General features: G+C 62.7%; 12 protein-coding genes and 1 pseudogene. 9 read left to right on the plus strand and 4 right to left on the minus strand.

Features of this window, described 5'->3' with window-relative positions:
* Window positions 1-7: 7 nt before the first annotated feature.
* The 3 genes from tssC to ACZBJS_RS32325 form a co-directional block, all read right to left on the minus strand.
* Window positions 8-1,510, minus strand: a complete 1,503-nt coding sequence (gene tssC, locus ACZBJS_RS32315) for a type VI secretion system contractile sheath large subunit (protein WP_057019596.1) — start codon at window positions 1,508-1,510, stop codon at window positions 8-10.
* Between the two features lie 17 nt (window positions 1,511-1,527).
* The gene (tssB, locus tag ACZBJS_RS32320) at window positions 1,528-2,055 is read right to left on the minus strand and encodes a type VI secretion system contractile sheath small subunit (RefSeq protein ID WP_316397688.1); all 528 of its coding nucleotides are present in this window, start codon (window positions 2,053-2,055) and stop codon (window positions 1,528-1,530) included.
* Between the two features lie 128 nt (window positions 2,056-2,183).
* Complete coding sequence (locus ACZBJS_RS32325) at window positions 2,184-3,497, minus strand: type VI secretion system protein TssA (RefSeq protein ID WP_316397687.1); 1,314 nt, start codon at window positions 3,495-3,497, stop codon at window positions 2,184-2,186.
* A 349-nt stretch (window positions 3,498-3,846) separates the two neighbouring features.
* On the opposite strand from ACZBJS_RS32325, the gene ACZBJS_RS32330 reads away from it, so the two are divergent.
* The 9 genes from ACZBJS_RS32330 to ACZBJS_RS32370 all read left to right on the plus strand — a co-directional run bounded on the left by ACZBJS_RS32330 (window position 3,847) and on the right by ACZBJS_RS32370 (window position 17,459).
* Complete coding sequence (locus ACZBJS_RS32330) at window positions 3,847-5,715, plus strand: type VI secretion system Vgr family protein (RefSeq protein WP_316397686.1); 1,869 nt, start codon at window positions 3,847-3,849, stop codon at window positions 5,713-5,715.
* A 5-nt stretch (window positions 5,716-5,720) separates the two neighbouring features.
* On the plus strand, window positions 5,721-6,284 hold the full coding sequence (locus tag ACZBJS_RS32335) for a DUF6931 family protein (protein ID WP_057019592.1): 564 nt from the start codon (window positions 5,721-5,723) through the stop codon (window positions 6,282-6,284).
* Window positions 6,285-6,296: 12 nt separating this feature from the next.
* Entirely contained in the window at window positions 6,297-7,670 is a 1,374-nt protein-coding gene (gene tagH / locus ACZBJS_RS32340) for a type VI secretion system-associated FHA domain protein TagH (RefSeq protein ID WP_463439735.1), read from the plus strand.
* A gap of 48 nt (window positions 7,671-7,718) precedes the next feature.
* Window positions 7,719-9,056: a type VI secretion system baseplate subunit TssK gene (tssK, locus tag ACZBJS_RS32345; RefSeq protein ID WP_316397684.1), complete on the plus strand. Its 1,338-nt coding sequence runs from the start codon at window positions 7,719-7,721 to the stop codon at window positions 9,054-9,056.
* 287 nt (window positions 9,057-9,343) lie between these two features.
* Window positions 9,344-10,579, plus strand: a complete 1,236-nt coding sequence (gene tssL, locus ACZBJS_RS32350) for a type VI secretion system protein TssL, long form (RefSeq protein WP_256527869.1) — start codon at window positions 9,344-9,346, stop codon at window positions 10,577-10,579.
* A 45-nt stretch (window positions 10,580-10,624) separates the two neighbouring features.
* Window positions 10,625-14,176, plus strand: a complete 3,552-nt coding sequence (gene tssM, locus ACZBJS_RS32355) for a type VI secretion system membrane subunit TssM (RefSeq protein ID WP_316397683.1) — start codon at window positions 10,625-10,627, stop codon at window positions 14,174-14,176.
* Entirely contained in the window at window positions 14,173-14,874 is a 702-nt protein-coding gene (gene tagF, locus ACZBJS_RS32360) for a type VI secretion system-associated protein TagF (RefSeq protein ID WP_168858792.1), read from the plus strand. Before tssM ends, tagF begins: the two co-directional genes overlap by 4 nt.
* Window positions 14,875-14,880: 6 nt before the next feature.
* Window positions 14,881-15,657, plus strand: coding sequence for a PP2C family protein-serine/threonine phosphatase (locus ACZBJS_RS32365; RefSeq protein WP_316397682.1), 777 nt, complete (start codon window positions 14,881-14,883; stop codon window positions 15,655-15,657).
* Entirely contained in the window at window positions 15,654-17,459 is a 1,806-nt protein-coding gene (locus tag ACZBJS_RS32370) for a serine/threonine-protein kinase (protein ID WP_463439736.1), read from the plus strand. The genes ACZBJS_RS32365 and ACZBJS_RS32370 overlap by 4 nt, the downstream gene beginning before the upstream one ends.
* 8 nt (window positions 17,460-17,467) lie before the next feature.
* Here the strand turns inward: ACZBJS_RS32370 and ACZBJS_RS32375 are convergent.
* Window positions 17,468-17,779: pseudogene (locus tag ACZBJS_RS32375) on the minus strand (DUF4424 family protein); the annotation flags it as partial.
* Window positions 17,780-17,901: the final 122 nt, after the last annotated feature.

Consider the following 17,901-nt stretch of genomic DNA (forward strand, 5'->3'; position numbering starts at 1 on the left):
CGCGGCGTCAGGAGCTCGGGCCTGGCAGGCGCGAAACGAGACTGAGACCGACGTCCATCGCTTCCAGTTGAAAGTGTGGACGGAGAAAGAAGCGCGCGTTGTAATATCCCGGGTTCTCCTCGTTTGCTATGACCTCAACCTTCGCAGCGGCCAGCGGCTTGCGCGCTTTCTGAGCTTCTGACGACAAGGCCGGATTGGCATCAACGTATTCGTTGATCCAGGTCTGCAGCCAGACCGTCAGCTCATCCTTTTCCTTCATGGATCCGATCTTGTCGCGAACCATGCACTTCAGATAATGCGCAAAGCGGGATACTGCGAACATGTAGGGCAGGCGTGACGACAGGTTGTCGGACGCGGTTGCATCCACGCCCTTGTCGCCGAAATACTTCTTCGGCTTATAGAGCGACTGGGCGCCGATGAAGGCGGCCTTGTCGGTGTTCTTGCGATGGATCAGCGGGATCAGTCCCGCCTTTGCAAGCTCGTGCTCGCGACGATCGCTGATGGCGATCTCGGTCGGGCATTTCAGGTCGACGCCACCGTCGTCGGTCGGGAACGTATGCGTCGGCAGGTTGATGACCTCGCCGCCGGACTGGACGCCGCGGATGCGCGTGCACCAGCCGAACTCCTTGAAGGCGCGGTTGATGTTGACCGCCATCGCATAGGCGGCGTTGATCCAGCCGTATTTGTCACCGGTGTGCCCGTCCGTCTCCTCTTCGAAGGCGAACTCTTCCACCGGCTCCGATTTGGCGCCGTAGGGGAGGCGGCCCAGTGCGCGCGGCATGCACAGACCGAGATAGCGCGAGTCGTCCTGATCGCGCAGTCCCTTCCATGCGGCGTATTCCGGCGTGTCGAACACCTTGCCGATGTCGCGAGGGTTGGACAGTTCGGTCCACGAGTCCATTCCCATCAGCGTAGGCTCGGCGCCGCTGAAGAAGGGGGCGTGCGCGGCGCCGGCGATCTTGCTGAGATCGCGGAGCAACTGCACGTCGGTGGGGAGGTGGCTGAAATAGTAGTCGCCGATCAGGCAGCCAAACGGCTCGCCGCCCAACTGGCCAAATTCGTACTCGTAGATCTGCTTGAACAGCGGGCTCTGGTCCCAGCGCGCATCGGGATAGAGCCGCAGGTTCCGATACAGCTCGTTCTTGGAGACGTTCATCACCCGGATCTTGAGGTTGGCGTCGGTCTCGGAGTTGAAGACGAGGTAGTGGAGGCCGCGCCAGGCACTTTCGATCGCCTGGAATTCGGGCGCGTGCAGGATCTCGTTCATCTGCGCGGTCAGCTTCTGATCGATCCGCGCGATCATCTCCTCGATGGTGTCGAGCACGTCCGACTTGATGACGCTCGTATCCTTAAGCGCTTCCTGAACGAGCGTGGACACCGCGTTCTCGACTTCGGTCGCCGCACGTTCGGTGCGCGGCTTGAAGCTTTGCTTCAGCAGGGCGGCGAACTCGTCAGCCTCGACGGTCCCGACCTTGGCGGTGGTCTCTTTGTGGATTGCTTCTTTTGCCATGGTCCCCATTCCTTCCCTTAGCTGTTGCTGTCGGATTCGGTGGACTGGCTGGTCGCGCGCTCGCGCAGTGCGGCCATCAGTTGAGGATCGGCGAGGAGCCTCTTCAGCTGGTCCTCGGCACCCACCTTGCCATCCATGTAGCGCAGCAGGTTGGCGAGCTGTTCACGCGCTTCGAGCAGCTTGGCCGTCGCCGGCACCTGGCGGGCGACCGCCACCGGCGTGAAGTCGGATATCTTGTTGAAGCGCAGGTTGACGGAGATCTTTTCGTCGGACCCGTCGCTGAGACGGTTGGCGACGCGCGCCGTCACGCCGGGCTGGATCGCCGCCATGCGGTTGTCGAAATTGTCCATGTCGAACTCGAGGAACTTGCGCTCCTCGACCTTCGTCTTCTCGATGCCGGGGTTGTTGCCGGAAAGATCGGACAGGACGCCCATGACGAACGGCAGTTCGATCAGCCGCTCGGCGTCGTAGGGATCTTCGTAAGTGATGTGCACGCGCGGTGCGCGGTTTCGGCGAATGAATTTTTGACCGCTGTCGGTTGCCATTGGGTTGCCCTCTTCACAAAAAAATCTCTGCGGAAGCCGACTTGCGCGACGCAGGCAGGGAAGTGCCTCGGTGTTTCGTCGGCGGAGCTTCCTTCCGTTCAGTTAGTCCCGTCGAACGGAAGGCGGGTTCAATTCGATTTATCGATCGCCTTCAGAGCGCCCTCCGGCAGCACTTCGTTCAGCAGGCTGAGGAAGTCTCGCTGTGCGAGTTCACGTGCGCGATCGACCAGGAACGGGATCGGGCTGGACGGCTCCGCGGCCCGGAAGAACGACGCGACTTTGCTCAGCAAGTCCAACGCCTGGGCTCTGTTTTCGGCTGCAAAAACAGTACCTTGAGCCTCATTTTCGGCCGCGGATGGGAGCGAGGTGGCGAATTCCGCCATGCGCTCGATCGGCAGGTCGAAGACTTTGTCGCGACCGATATTGATGGCGGCGGTTTCCACGTGGGCCGGCATCAGCATCCGCATCACTTCGATAAACGATTTGCCAACCATGTCCTGCGCCTGCCGCACCAGCAACAGCGCCGGGCTCGACGGTTCCTTCCGAGCGAAGTAGTCGGCAGCCGCCGCCAGCGCCGCGGATGCCTGTCCGGGTGACGTGACTGCGCCGGCGATTTCGATCGGAGGCTGTGGGCCGTCTTGGGCGGTCTCCTCCGGGGATGAGGCAGCTGCGGCCGGATCGCGTGCGGTCACCAGAGCTGCGAGCCAGCTGGACAAGCCGTTCGCGACGCCCGCCAGCCTGTCGAGACTGATGGGTTGCCCCGAGTTCAACTTTTCGTGCCAAACCGATTTGATGCCGGCAATCTCGGCAGCGACCGCCGAACAGCGGGCGCTCACCGCCTTGAGGGTGTCGAGATCGGTCTCGGCGACGATGCGCTCGATGGTTCCGAGATCTGGCATGTCGACATCGGCATCGCCGGCGGGAATTTCGCCCTTGGCAATCTGATAGGCTCGGTAGTTGAGGCTGCCGTGCCGTCGATTTTCGATCAGGGGAAGGAATTGGAGCGGGTTGATCACCGTCGGAAACACGTCGATCGCCTCGATGGTGACCGCACGAAAGGCATAGTCCCCGTCCTCGCCCCTCGGGTGAACCGCTTCCCATTGTTCGCGGAGCAGCAGGCTGGTTGCCCGCAGGCAGCTGAGGAAGCCGTCGAGATCGCGGTTCAGGATGGAAAATTTGGCGAGCAGCATGGTCAGGCGCAGATCGCGGGTGCGAGCCAACAGGGGCTGCGCAGCGGCGAACTGGCCGGCAATATCGATGGCCTTCGGGTCGAAGCGTCCGCGCTCTCCATTCGCGTTGACGACCTCGAAATACGACATCGGCAGCAGCGATTCCGCAGCTGCGAAGAAGTTCAGGTACTGGACGTCGCCGGCCGCATCGAGGTCGGGCCCGCAGGGATCGTCGGGGCCGATGGGCTGGGTCAGGGATGCGACGTCGAGCATGCAAAGAGGATCCGTCTGCGAGGCCCTGGCCCCTCGACCAGGTCCATGACATCTGGCGGATCACGCGGGGGATCATGATCCGATTGACTGGTAGGTCAGATCAACGCCGGCCTCGGTTCATTCCCGCGATGGTGGCGGTTTCCCGTGAACCAGCAAGCGCTTGGAACCGACTACATGAGTGCCGCAGTGGCTTCCCCGGGCGGGTGCGTTGCCGCGTCAGGAGAGTGACACCGAGCGGACTTGCCGGCCATCCCACCGATGGACGGCTCGGATTTCGGTCGTTCGTGCTTGACCGCCTGATGCGCCGATTGCGCAGCTCGTGCGGTCAACGAGGGAGTTTAACGCCCACATGGGCCAGCTTACCCAGGATACCCGCCTCTGCGAGCTCAAGACCCCCCTTGGCAAGGACGTTCTGGTTTTTGCCCGGTTCGAGGCCGCCGAAGGTCTGAGTGAACTGTTCGAATACCGCATTGAATGTCTCAGCGAGGAAGCCGATCTCGACTTCGATCGGGCCATCGGCAAGCAGTGCACCCTCACCATCAAATTGCACGAGAAGGAACGCGAGTTCAGCGGCATTCTCACGGAAGCCCAATGGCTGGGGGTGAAGAACGACTATTTCAGTTACCGGATCGTGCTGAGGCCCTGGTTGTGGCTGCTGTCGCGGACCACCGATTGCCGGATCTTTCAGGACAAGAAGGCGCCCGACATCATCAAGGAGGTCTTCAACGAGCGCGGCTTCACGGATTATGAGTCCAAGCTTACCGAAGAGGGCTCATGTCCAAAGCTCGAATACTGCGTTCAATATCGCGAGACCGATCTGGATTTCGTGTGCCGGTTGATGGAGCAGCACGGGATCTACTACTTCTTCAAGCATGAAGGCGGCAAGCACACGCTGGTGCTGGCCGATTCCAAGTCCTCGCACAGTCCAATCAACGGTCTCGCGAAGATCCCCTACATCCCGCTTACCGGCTCCGATCGTCGCGGCGAGCAGCATATTTATGAATGGGCGTCCGAGCGCCGGTTCCGCACCGGGAAGATCGAGCTCAACGATTACAACTACCAGAAGCCCAACGCACAGATGATCAGCGACGCCAAGGGCTCCGAGCACTACACACGATCCGAGATGGAGTTCTACGACTATCCCGGCAAGTTCAAGGAAAAATCCGACGGCGAGCGATACGCGAAGATCCAGCTCCAGGCCGAGCAGGCGATGGATCGGCGCCGCCGGGGCAACGGCGACGCCGTCAATCTGTTTCCGGGCGGACTAACCAAGCTCGAGAAGCACTCGAAAGACTCGCAGAACGTCGAATATCTCGTGGTACGGGCAGCTCACTCGTTTTCCATCGAATCCTATCGCACTGGCGGCCACGGCGACGCCGGGCAGCACGTCTACTTCGGCAGCTACGAATTTCTGCCGAGCGATCGGCCGTTTCGATCTCCCATGACGACGCCGAAGCCGAGGATCAACGGCATTCAGACAGCCAAGGTGGTGACCAAGGACGACAATTCGAGCGAGGAAATCGACGTCGAGTCGCTGGGCGAAATCTATGTTCGCTTTTTCTGGGATCGAAAGAAGAAGCGGTCGTGCCGGTTGCGCGTGGCGCAAGTCTGGTCCGGCAAGCGCTGGGGCGGTCAGATCATCCCGCGCGTCGGGCAGGAGGTGGTGGTGGAATTCCTGGAGGGGGATCCCGACCGGCCCTTGGTGATAGGGACCGTATATAACGATGAGTACAAGCTGCCTTACGACCTGCCGTCCAAGAAGACGATTGCGGGTCTGAAGTCCGATTCGACCAAGGGGGGAGGCGGCTACAACGAATGGAACTTCGAGGACAAGAAGGGGTCCGAGAAGATCACCCTGCACGCCGAGAAGGACTACGACGTCACGGTCCGCGACACCGAGACCAGGACCATCGGTGAGGCGGCGTTCGGCGGCGATACCCGTAAGACCACGCTCAAGAACGGCAACGACAAGCTTGATATCGAATTGGGCGGTCAGCACGTCAAGCTGGCGATGGATCAGTCCGTCGATGCGGGCCTGAGCATCACCCTTTCGGCCAACGTCAATATCACCCTGCAGGTTGGTCCAAGCCAGATCATCCTGTCTCCAGCCGGCATCGTCATCAACGCGCCAACCATCACCATGACCGCGCAGGCCGCCATGGCGCTCGCCGCCGGCGGACCATTGGTTGCCCACGGCACGCCAACCATTGTCGGCTGACAGCCATGAATCAGGTTCGGTTCAGCACAGTCCGCGATCTCTTCGAAGCCTATCCGCTGGCGCGCTACGACGTCGGCAAAGCCGCTCCGGACAAACTCTCGTTGGATTTCCTGCAGGAGGCGGCCGATGCGGGCAACTGGCACCAGGCTGTATCCTTCTGCGCGTATCTGCTCCCCAGGCGTGTGGCCGTCGCCTGGGGCTGTCGCTCGTTGCGGCAGATGTTCGATCATTTCGACGGCAATGAAGGCAGGTCGCTCAATTTTGCCGAAACCTGGGTCCGGCAACCGGACGAGCAATCGCGTAACAAGGCTTTGGCGGTCGGCAATGCCAACGATCCCGAGCAGCCGGCGACCTGGCTGGCGCTGGCGGCGGGTTGGTCCGGCGGAAGCGTGGTTCCGGCGGAATTTGCGCCGGTCGAAGCCAAGCCGGATCAGACGGCGCGTGCGGTTCGCGCAGCCCTTTTGATCGGCCTCTGCCGGCTTACCCGTGAGTCCAGGGACCGGATAATGACGGCCTGCCTGGAGGATGGTATTCAATTGGCACGCGGCGAACCGCGCCCTCCACGCTGACGAGACGATGTGATGGTGCTTCGCTTTAACATCGAGAACGAGCCGAACCTTCCAGACGGCGGCCCTGTGTCATTTACCGTCACCGGAAGGCGTTCGGTCGACATTGGCCGGGACCGCCATCTCGATTGGACATTGCCCGACCCGGCACGGATGATTTCGGGGAAGCATTGCGAGGTCCATTATCGCGACGGCGGCTACTGGCTGCACGACGTCTCGACCAACGGCACCTTTCTCAATGGTGCCGACCAGCGTATGCGGGGAGCGCATCGGCTGCGCAACGGCGATCGGCTCGTCATCGGCCACTATGTCATTGGCGTTTCGCTGGACCTGGATGAGCCTGCCGAGGACACTCCGAGCCATGGTGCGCAGCAGCAAGCTCCGCTCGCTCAGCAGCACGCGGATTACCACGAACTGTGGGCTCCCGGTCGCGACGTGCCGCCGCCAATCGACCCGCAGCAGTTGCGAAAACCGCGCGAGGCCGCGCGGCCCGTCAATCCAGAATTCCTGGACTGGGCAGCGAGCGTTCCCGCGGCGGGTGTGGATCCTGTCCGGTATTCGCCGCAGATGCCTCAACGCGAGCCGCCGCTGCACGACGACATGAGCTGGGCAGCCGGTCCGGTCGCCACGCCAAAACCGCCGGTCGACGTGCTGCACGCGATGCCGACGCCGCGCCGACCGTCGGTATGGGCCGACGACGAAGCGGCTGCCCCGCCGCCGCCGCCTTCACCGACAGGGCATGTGGAAGCGCCGCGGCCGCAACTGGCCGAGCCGGCACCGGCCACGGCCGCGTCGATCGGCAATCCCGAGTTTGCGCGCCTGATCGCACGTGCTGCCGGGCTACCGGACGGTTTCTTTGCCGACAAGACCGAAGCTGAACTTGCGGAACAGCTCGGCGTCATCCTGCGCATGACGGTGGAAAACTTGATGGCCCTGCTGCAGGCGCGCACCCAGGCCAAGCAGCTGACGCGCAGCACCAGCCAAACCACCATCCAGGCCATCGAGAACAATCCGCTGAAATTCTCGCCGACCGCGGAAGACGCGATGCGTATCCTATTCGGGCCGCCGACCCGCAGTTACCTCGATGCGCCGCATGCCTTCGCCCAGGGCTTCAAGGACCTCAAATCCCATCAATTGAAGACCTATGCGGCAATGCAGCATGCCGTCCGGGGACTGATCGCCAGTATCGATCCGACGCTGATGGCGCGCGAGCTCGAGCTTCAGCGCGGCGCAAGATCCTTGTTTGGCTCGAACAAGAGCAAGCTCTGGGATGAATTTTTGACGCGCTGGAACGCGCATCTCGGTCGCGACGAGAGCGCGCCGATCGATACCTTCATGCTGCATTTCTCCGAATATTACGACCGCGCAGACAAGTCGGGGTCAAAGTGAACTGTCGGTGACGATGCAGTCGCCGATCATTGCCAAGTGGATGTAGGAATGTCTTGGTACAGCAAAGTTTTCTGGTCGGAGGGTCTGTTCCTGCGGCCGCATCATCTGCAGCAGAACGATCGCTATCTCGAGCATCTGCTGGAAAAGCGCGTTCGTTACACGACACCGTACCCCTGGGGCTTTGCCCAGCTCGAGATCGATAACGATCTTACCCAGCAGAGCAAATTCGCCGTGCGCAGTGCGACCGGCGTCATGCCGGATGGAACGCCGTTCGATATTCCTGCCGACAGTCCGATCCCGGAAGCCATCGAAGTGCCGGATTCGGCCGCAGGCCAGATCGTCTGGCTGATGATGCCGGTCGCGGCTCCCAATACGCGGGAGGTGGATGAGGATCGCACCGACAGCGCAAGTCGCTACGTTCGGACTGCCGAAACGTTTATCGATTCAACCTCGGCGCTGCGCATCGAAGAAGAAATTGACGTTGTCTATCCACGCCTGTCGTTCGAGCTGCGCAAGACGAGCAAGCCGGGATACATGGGTCTCGGCATCGCTCGCATCCTCGAAGTGCGCGACAAGAACATCCTGTTCGACGACAAGTTTGTGCCGCCGATGCTGGTCTGCGCCGCGCATCCGGTTGTCGATGGCTGGCTCAATCGAATCATCGGCTGGGTCGAGACCAAGCTCGACGAGCTTGCGCGCTACGCAGTCGATCCGTCGTCCGGCGGCGGTTTGCAGAGCGTCGACTATCTGGTGCTGCAGGTACTGAACCGGGCCATTCCGGTGCTGACTCATTTCAAACGATCCGGCAGTGTACATCCGGAACGGCTCTACGAGGAATTGCTGAGGTTTGCCGGTGAGCTTGCGACCTTCGCGACCACCGAACGACGCGCACGGGACTACCCGACATACGATCACGACAACCTCGAATACGTCTTCACGCCCCTGGTCCGCGACATCCAGGATTTCCTGAGCGCGCGGCTGGGCAGGCGGGCGATTCGTCTGGAGATCATCGAACGCGCCCAGAACGCATTTGTATCGCCGATCCGCGATCGCGCGTTGTTCCGAAATGCGACCTTGGTGCTGGAGGTCGCCGCGCGGCGGCCTCTCGTGGAGATTCAGAATGAATTCCCGCACCTGTTCAAGGTCGGGCCCAACACAAAAATGACCGAGATCGTGCACGCAAACCTGCCGGGTTTGACCCTGGTGCATCTGCCGACGCCGCCACCGCACATCCGAGCCATCACAGACCACGTCTATTTCTATCTCGATCGCAAGTCGCCGCTGTGGCCCGAGTTCAGCACCGCGGCCTCGATCGGGATGCATTTTTCCGGCGACTGGCCGGAGCTTGAGTTGTACCTTTGGGCCATCCTGGAAGAGCGGCCATGACCGACAGGGACAAGCCGGTTAATCCTTTCGGTCGGGGTGAGCGGACCATCATCCGTCCGAACCCTGGCGGGAAGATGCCGCCGGCTCCGGCCCCTCAACCTCCAGCAGGCGAGGGACCTGCCAGCCGTCCGGCGTACTCGCCATCGCCCATGGCTTCGCCGGGTGGCCCTTCGCCACCGCCCTCGTTTTCTCCCACACCGCAGGGCGCAAGCTACGCCGCCCCGCCGACCAGCCAGCCCTCGGAGGAATGGATTTCGACACCGGCGCAGGCTCAGGCGCCGCAACCGATGCTGCCGCCCGGACCGCCGTTGCGTGTCGACGATCTGGTTGCGCCAAACGCCAATCCGGTAATGCGCGCCGGCGGCCCTTTGCTGCAGTTGCTCGGCCGGCTGCGCGTCGCGCTGATGCGGGCGTCATTCGCGAGCCTGATGGAGCAGGTCGCCGACGCCATCAAGTTCTTCGAGAAGGATATCCGCTCGGCGGGCATTTCCGAGCACCAGGCCAATACGGCGAAGTATATCTTGTGCGCGACCGCCGACGATATTGTGCAGCACATTCCGACCGACGACCGGCACGTCTGGGCCCAATACTCGATGCTCAGCCGGTTCTTCGGCGAGCGCGTGGGCGGCGTACGCTTCTTCGAGATTCTCGACCATTTGAAGACTGATCCGCTCGTCAACTATCCGGTGCTCGAGCTTCAGCACGCCTGCCTTGCGCTCGGATTCCAGGGAATCCACCGGACGTCGCCGGGCGGACTTGCGAACCTCCAGGTGATCCAGCGCAACCTCTATGAAACGCTGCGCCGGGTTCGGCCCAAGCCGACCAACGATCTGTCGCCGCACTGGCGCGGACAGGCCTTGGCCGGTCGGCGGAAGCACTTGCGCATTCCGGTTTGGCTGGTGGCGGCGGTGGTCGCTGCGCTGTTAACCGGATCCTATTTCGTTCTGCGAACGTTGCTGGCTGGCCGTGCGGAGAATGCTGCGCAAGTCGCGCTGGCACTGCATCCCGGCGATCCGATCGAGCTCAAGCGCCGCGTCGTTGCGCCGCCGCCACCACCGCCTCCGCCGCCACCGCCGGACCGCATCACCCAGCTGCAGCGCATTCGCAACGCGCTTGCACAGGAGAAGACGGCGTGCGCCATGACCGCGGATCAGACGGCGAGCTTCATCGTGATCAGGGTGTGCGATCTCGCACTGTTTGCCTCGGGCCAGGCAACCATCCTGGATGGTTTCAAGCCGATCGCGGCCCGCGTCGCGGCGACGCTCGACAAGGAGCCGGGGCGAATCCGGGTGGTTGGCCATACCGACAGCTCGCCGATCCGCACCGTGCGTTTCCCCTCGAATTTCGAATTGTCGGTCGAGCGCGCCAAGGCGGTTGCCGCCGCGCTGAAGCCCGGCTTGGCCGATGGTTCGCGCGTCGATGTCGACGGCAAGGGGTCGGATTCACCAATTGCCAGCAATTCGACACCCGAGGGGCGTGCCAAAAACCGTCGGGTCGAAATCTTCATCGAACGTAGCGAATAGGCGGACGCCAGAAGCTCACGCGATAAGCGACAGGTACCGGTCAATATGCTCGCCAAGGACATTCTACGCATCGTTCTCTATGGAGTCGGGCTCAGCTCGCTTGGAGCAGTGATCTACCTTGCCGGTCCCTTCGTTGCTTTCGGCGACTGGCATCCGTTGGAAAATCACATCGTTCGCCAGATCGCGATCCTGCTGCTCGGCGCGGCGGCGGCAGGCATCACCGGCCTTCATTTCTTCAAGCGACGCAAGAATGCCAAAGAGATCGCCGACGGCGTCAGCGCTGCGGACCAGGCTGTCAGCGACGAGCCGGTGCTCAAGGAGCGCATGAAGGATGCGCTCGCAACGCTCAAGACCGCGAGCGGCAACAAGTCCGGATATCTCTACGATCTACCCTGGTACGTCATTATCGGCCCGCCCGGTGCGGGAAAGACCACCGCGCTGGTCAATTCGGGACTCAAGTTTCCGCTCGCGCGCGGGGCGACGCCGGCGGCGATCGCCGGCGTCGGCGGGACTCGCTACTGCGATTGGTGGTTTACCGAGGAAGCGGTGCTGATCGATACCGCCGGTCGCTACACGACCCAGGATTCGAACAGCAAAGCCGACAAGGAAAGCTGGCTGTCCTTCCTGGACATCCTGAAAAAAAATCGGTCGCGCCAGCCGATCAACGGCGTTCTCGTCGCGATCAGTCTGGAGGACGTGCTGACGCTGCCGAAGCAGGAACTCGCGCTTCATGCCGATGCCATCAGAATGCGGCTCCTCGAACTGCATCAAAGGCTGAAAGTGAGCTTCCCGGTCTACGCGCTGTTCACCAAGGCCGATCTCGTTGCCGGTTTCACCGAATATTTCGCCTATCTCGGCGAGGCCGGCCGGCGCCAGGTCTGGGGGGCCACGTTCCAGACCGCCGACAAGACCCAGAATCTGGTGGGGCAGGTCCCGGTCGAGTTCGATCGCCTGCTGGAGCGTCTGAGCGAGGAAACGCTCGATCGTCTGCAGGACGAGCCGACGCCGCAGCACCGGGTGCAGTTGTTCGGCTTCCCGGCGCAGATGGCGCGGCTCAAGCCGCAAATCCACGATTTCCTCAACCAGATTTTTGAGCCGACACGGTATCACGTGAATGCCAATCTGCGTGGGTTCTATTTCACGTCGGGCACCCAGCAGGGTACGCCGATCGATCAATTGATCGGATCGTTGGCGCGTACGTTCGGCGCGGAGGAAGTCGGTGCCGGATCGTACTCCGGAACCGGCAAGAGCTTTTTCCTTGCCGATTTGATTTCGAAGGTCATCATCGGCGAGGCCGACTGGGTCTCGACTGACCGCGCTGCGGTGCGTCGCGCCTTGATCCTCAAGACCGCGGCGCTGTCGCTGATAGGTTTGGTGGCGATCGGACTGGTCGGTGCGTGGCTGACCAGCTACAAGCGCAACTCCGACCTGATCGAGCAGAGCTTGCAGGCGGACAACGAGTATGCGGCCGCCGGGGCGCCGCTCATCAAGCAAACGCTGATCGCCGATCACGATCTCGACAAGGTGCTGCCGCTGCTCTATCGGCTGCGGAACGCCCCGGCCGGCTATGCCTCACGGAATGAGCCGGTAGCACTGTCGGCGCGCTACGGGCTCAGTCAGCACGCGCGCCTGTTGTCGCCCGCGAAGGCGGCCTATCACACCGCGCTTGAGCGCATGTTCCGGCCTCGCTTGCTGTACCGGTTGGAGGAGCAGCTCAATGCGCGCATCAACGAGCCTGCCTTCGTCTATGAGGCGCTGAAGGTCTACCTGATGCTCGGCGGCCTGCAATCCCCGGACCGCGAGCTCATCCGTTCCTGGATGCAGCGCGACTGGGCGGACAACCTCTATCCCGGCGCGACCAACGCGGAGGGACGGCGTCTGCTCGATGAAAATCTCGTCGCCATGTTCGACCTCGAAACCGAGCAGCCGCCGCTGGTCGAGCTTGACGGACGCCTGATCAAGCAGGCCCAGAATTCATTGGCGCGCCTCAGCGTGTCGCAACGCGCCTACGAGTTCCTGAAGTCGGAGGCTCGTGGATCGACCGCCGGCGACTGGATCGCCAGCCGCCGAGGTGGTCCGGACGTGGCAGTTGTCTTCGAAACCACGACTGGGCAGCCCCTGGACAATGTGCGGGTGCCCGAGTTCTTCACCTACAACGGCTTCAATCAGAAGTTCATCGCTCGACTGCCCGGATTGTCAGAGCGCATGAAGCGGGAGCGCTGGGTCTTGGGTGACGCCGGCCAGCAGTCGGCAATCGACCAGCAGTATGACAATCTGGCTGGCGATCTGCTCAGCATCTACTCCAATGAGTTCGTGACGACGTGGCGGACCGCGCTCGGCAGTCTGCGTCTGAAGAAATTGCTCGCGGACAAGCCGAAATACGAGGTGCTGAGGGCGCTTTCGGCGCCGACTTCGCCGATGCGGCAAATCCTGGAGTCGGTGCGCGATGAGACGATGCTGACCAAGGAACGCCCGAAGCCGGCGAGCGGCAGCACGCCGGCCGCGCCGCCCGCGGTGACCGCGCCGGCGCTGTTCAACAACGCCCAGGATGGTACGCCCGGTGCGGCGATCGAGTCGCAGTTCAAACCCTACCATGCAGTGCTTGAAGGGGAGAGCACCCGCCGGCCGATCGACTCGACGATCGCAAACCTGAACGACATCGCGCAGAATCTGACGCTGATGGTCGAGAATCCGCAGCTGACGGCGCAAGCAACGGCGGGGCTTCAGACCCAGGTTGCGGCGCTGCGCAACAATGCCTCGCGTATGCCGCCACCATTTTCCGATATGCTGCGGGCGGCGGCTGGGGAGTTCGAAGGCAGCATCGCCGCCTCCACGGCCGGTCAGATCCTGCAGTCGTTGCGCGATCAGGTCACGCCGGTCTGTCAGCAGACGGTGACCAACCGCTACCCGTTCGTACGGAGCAGCGGTCAGGAAGTCCCGCTCGCGGACTTTGCCAAACTGTTCAGCCCGAACGGTGTCATGGACAAGTTCTTTACTCAGTTCCTGGCGCCTTATGCGGATACGTCGCGATCCGAATGGGTCTGGCGGAAGGAGAGCCCCGTCGGCCGATCGTTCTCGCCTGATACGCTAAAGCAGTTCCAGAACGCCGCCTATATCCGCGATGCCTTTTTCCAGACCGGCGGCGGTGTGCCGGCGGTGTCCTTTGCGATCCGGCCGCCGGCTGCGGCGGGACCGGGCATTACAGTCAAGACCGAGATCGGCGGTACGACGATCACGAGCCCAACCACACCAGGACCAGCCACAACCCCCTCCATGTTTGGCGCGCCGCAACCCGCTCCTCCGCCGCCGCCACCGCAGAGCAATTCACCGACGACGGTGCTCTGGCCCGGCCCATCGCCGCGGACGGCAATTTCGGTCAGCAACGAGACCGGCTCGCCATCCGTACTCGAGCGCATCGGTCCCTGGTCATTGTTCCGAATGCTGGAGGCTGGTTCGCTGGTCGCCAAGGCGGAATCCGCCAGCGCAACGTTCATTGTTGCCGGACGCGAGCTCAACTATCAGATTTCGACCGGATCGCTGCGCAATCCGTTAAACCTGTCAGTGCTCCGCGAGTTTCGTTGCCCGACCGGAATATGACCATGCGATGCGGCTTATTCGGCAAGATCGGCGCGAAGCGTGATTTCATCGCGATCGCGACGCCGCGCAGCTTCCTGGAAGTCTGGGAGCCGTGGGTGCAGGCAGCCATCTCCGCGAGCCGCCATCAACTCGGCGCCGGCTGGCAGGAAGCATTCCTGACCGCGCCGATTTGGCGATTCTGGCTTGGCGCCGCGATCTGCGGCACCACCGTCGCAGGAGCGATCATGCCCTCGCTTGACGGTGTGGGGCGATACTATCCGTTGACGCTGCATGCGGTGCCGGATGGTGACGCCGCGCTGTCGCCGCCGCACATCGATCCGCAGGACGAGTGGTATGGGCAAGTGGAGACGTTCCTGCTCTCGACCCTGGACCGGGCTGCGACGTTCGAGCAGATCTCCGATGCACTGGATCGTCTCGCGCTTCCGCGTCTGCGGACGCCGGGGACTGATGGACCGCCGGTCGTGTCGCTGAGCGACGCGACGCTGGGAATGGTTTCGACGGTCGACGGGTTTGCCGGGTCGTTCGGCAGGCTCTGCGGCGCCAACCCTCAAGTCTATGCCGCGGCTAGCTTCTGGTGGACCGCCGGGGGCGAAGGGTTTTCGCCGGTCGCACTCTGTTGCCGCGGATTGCCGGATCCGTTTCGCTATTCCACGCTGCTGACCGGCGACGTTGGCCGCGAAGTGGCCGGGACGGGATGACACGCGATGGTACACGTCCCCTCCTTGTTCGATGTCGGTAGCGTCACTCACGCCGGACGGGTGCGGGCGCGGAACGAGGATGCGTGCCTGGTAAGGACCGACGTCGGCCTGTGGGCCGTCGCTGACGGCATGGGCGGTCACGAGGCGGGCGATCTTGCCAGCCGCATCGTGGTGGAGGCGCTTGATTCCATCGGCGCGCCGGACTCCGCGGCGGACCTGTTGGCGCAATGCGAGGCGCGTCTGTTCAGCGCCAACCAGCAGATCCTGGCACTCAGCCATGAAAGGCAGGGTGCCATTGTAGGGACCACAACGGCAGTCCTGCTCGTACGCGACGGCCATTATGCCTGCATCTGGGCGGGTGACAGCCGGGTGTACCTGATCAACCGCCACGGCATCACACAGGTGTCGCACGATCACAGCGAGTTGGAGGAGCTGATCGCCGATGGCGCGCTGTCGCGCGAAGAGGTCCAGAACTGGCCGAGCAATGCCATCACCCGTGCTGTCGGTGTCGTCGCCGACCCCGAGCTCGAGGTGGTGACCGGTCCGGCCGAACCGGAAGATATCTTCGTGATTTGCAGTGACGGCTTGACCCGGCACGTGCGGGACGACGAGATCGAGCAGCACGCGGCCACCCGCCTTGCCCAGGCCGCCTGCGACGACATGCTCGCGCTCGCACTTGATCGCGGCGGACTCGACAACGTCACGATCGTGATCGTGCGATTGCTCGCGCCACGATCCTCAGAGCCGACGAGGACGCCGCTTGATCAGGAGCCGCGACCATGACCGCGAACGATCCGTTTCGGTCATCCTACCGCGGTGTGCCGGCCGGCACCCGGCTCAACGGCATTTACGAGATCGAGGCGATGATCGGGGCAGGCGGCATGGGGGAGGTCTACCGATGCCGCGAGATCCAGACCGGATCGCCCGTCGCGGTCAAGATGCTGCTCCCCGACATGGTCGACAACGAGGCGGCGCTTGCGCTGTTCCGCCGGGAGGCGGCTGCGCTTCACAATCTTCCGCACGAAGCAATCGTTCGCTACTTCCTGTTCACGGTCGAGCCCGCACTGCAGCGCCCGTATCTGGCGATGGAGTTTGTGAACGGACGCTCGCTGTCGAACATGCTCGACGATGGGCCGCTGACCTTCGAAGCGCTGATCAAATTGATGCGGCGGGTCGCATCGGGCCTTCAGGCCGCTCACGAGCACGGCATTATCCATCGCGATGTCTCCCCCGACAACATCATCGTGCCGCTCGATTATGTAAGGCGGGCCAAGATCATCGACTTCGGGATCGCCCGGTCGACGCAGATGGGTGACAAAACCATCATCGGCTCCGGCTTCGCCGGCAAGGACAATTACGCGTCGCCGGAACAGGTCGGCTTGTACGGCAATGATGTCACCGCGAAATCCGACGTCTACAGCTTTGGTCTCGTGCTGTTCCATGCCCTGACCGGACAGAAGCTCGATATGGGCGGGAGCCAGTTTCAACTGGTCGAGAAGCGTCGGCGCGTGCCCGATCTCGGCGCGGTGGATATGCGCATCAGGCCGCTTCTCGAGAGGATGCTGCAGCCGGACCCGGCGTTGCGCCCAACCATGGCGGAAGTCGCCAACTGGACGCCGGCGGGTTCGGCGCAGCCGTCCGCCGCGCCGCTCTACGGCTTCGATCCATTGGGGAAGCCGGAAGCCGGGACGTCTGCGCAGCAGGAGCGGGTGCCATCAACCACGCGGAACTCCCGCCGCATCTGGCTCAGCGCTTGCGTCGCGGGGTTGCTGCTTCTGCTGGGGGGCGGCGGGTACACCTTCTATAAATTCGTCTGGAGGACATCGGGCTTGGCGGCTTTGCCGCCGCCTCCGAAACTCGCCGGGACATCCGCGCCGCCGAGCGAGCCTGCTCCGCCACCGCCGGCGCGTCAGGAGCCGGTGAAGTTGCCGTCTCAGCCGACGGTGACGCCGTCTCCGTCCCCCGACGGGCCGGGTCGAGCCGAGCGCATCCGCAAATATGTTGCCCAATATGCGGGCGGCGACTGCTTCTTCATCCTGCCTGTTGCCGTGAGCTCAAGCGCAGCCGTCATTGAAGGCTTCGGCGCCTCGACCGCCCCGTTCGATACCTTCGACAAGGCGTTTCGAAAGGAGCAGGGATTTGAGGCGTCGGTCGGCGTCAGGCAGGTGAATCAGGCACAATGTCCGGCCGTCAAATTCCTCAGTCAGGTCGGAAGCGATCAAGCGCGTGCGCCCCGCATCAACCTGTCGGCGACGGAGCTGAAGGCCGGCGAGACCCTTAATGGGACCGTCGAGAATTTTGCCAACCGGGTGGTTGAACTGCTCATGGTCTCGGATCGCGGCGAGGTGCGGAGCCTGTCCTACCTCCTGAAGCCGGGCGTCGACTCGCTTTCCTTTGCCCTGCCGATGGAGCGTACGACCGGTCCGCAACTCCTGTTGGCCGTCGCAGCCCCGCGGGTTCTGGATTCATTGCGCCAGCCGCGACCGATGGCTGCCGACACATTCTTCCTGCAGGCAACCAGCGAAGCTCAACGCGGCAACGTGACCATCACCGCGGCTGGACGCTATGTGATGCTCACCAATTGAGCTGCCGTTCAGAACTTGCCGATCATCAAGATCTTCAGGTCGGCATCCGGCTTGAAGTCGCTCGCCGTGAACTGCCGCGAATTGTCGGCAGATGCCGGCTTGAGTCGCCCTGGACAAAAACTGACCAGGCGATCGTCGCCGCCCGGATCGATCGTCAACGTGAAGGACCGGATTGGACCCGCCCAGTTCGCACCCGTCTTGAGCACGTAGGAAATGCGCCGCTCCTGCAGTTTTGCGGTATTGGCCTGGCTGTCGCCTGTGCGCTTGTCCAATTCGGCAAGGAACGCATCCGTAATGCAATAGTCTCTCCGGTATCGCTCGACCTCCGGGCCTAAAGCGGGATGGGGTTAGGTTGAATCGATTTAGGATTCCCAAATCAGGTTGTTTCTGATTCATCATGCTGGCTGGACGGAGGCCAGCATGGATGGGCAAGCCGTATTCT

This window comes from Bradyrhizobium sp. KZN70725 (assembly GCF_055264925.1).

Excerpts from the sequence above, each read along its gene's own strand:
- ACZBJS_RS32370 (WP_463439736.1), top strand. The coding sequence starts at position 15,654 with ATGACCGCGAACGATCCGTTTCGGTCATCCTACCGCGGTGTGCCGGCC.
- ACZBJS_RS32365 (WP_316397682.1), top strand. The coding sequence starts at position 14,881 with ATGGTACACGTCCCCTCCTTGTTCGATGTCGGTAGCGTCACTCACGCC.
- tssL (WP_256527869.1), top strand. The coding sequence starts at position 9,344 with ATGCTGCCGCCCGGACCGCCGTTGCGTGTCGACGATCTGGTTGCGCCA.
- tssB (WP_316397688.1), bottom strand. The coding sequence starts at position 2,055 with ATGGCAACCGACAGCGGTCAAAAATTCATTCGCCGAAACCGCGCACCG.
- tagF (WP_168858792.1), top strand. The coding sequence starts at position 14,173 with ATGACCATGCGATGCGGCTTATTCGGCAAGATCGGCGCGAAGCGTGAT.
- ACZBJS_RS32325 (WP_316397687.1), bottom strand. The coding sequence starts at position 3,497 with ATGCTCGACGTCGCATCCCTGACCCAGCCCATCGGCCCCGACGATCCC.
- ACZBJS_RS32330 (WP_316397686.1), top strand. The coding sequence starts at position 3,847 with ATGGGCCAGCTTACCCAGGATACCCGCCTCTGCGAGCTCAAGACCCCC.
- tssM (WP_316397683.1), top strand. The coding sequence starts at position 10,625 with ATGCTCGCCAAGGACATTCTACGCATCGTTCTCTATGGAGTCGGGCTC.
- tagH (WP_463439735.1), top strand. The coding sequence starts at position 6,297 with ATGGTGCTTCGCTTTAACATCGAGAACGAGCCGAACCTTCCAGACGGC.
- tssC (WP_057019596.1), bottom strand. The coding sequence starts at position 1,510 with ATGGCAAAAGAAGCAATCCACAAAGAGACCACCGCCAAGGTCGGGACC.
- tssK (WP_316397684.1), top strand. The coding sequence starts at position 7,719 with ATGTCTTGGTACAGCAAAGTTTTCTGGTCGGAGGGTCTGTTCCTGCGG.
- ACZBJS_RS32335 (WP_057019592.1), top strand. The coding sequence starts at position 5,721 with ATGAATCAGGTTCGGTTCAGCACAGTCCGCGATCTCTTCGAAGCCTAT.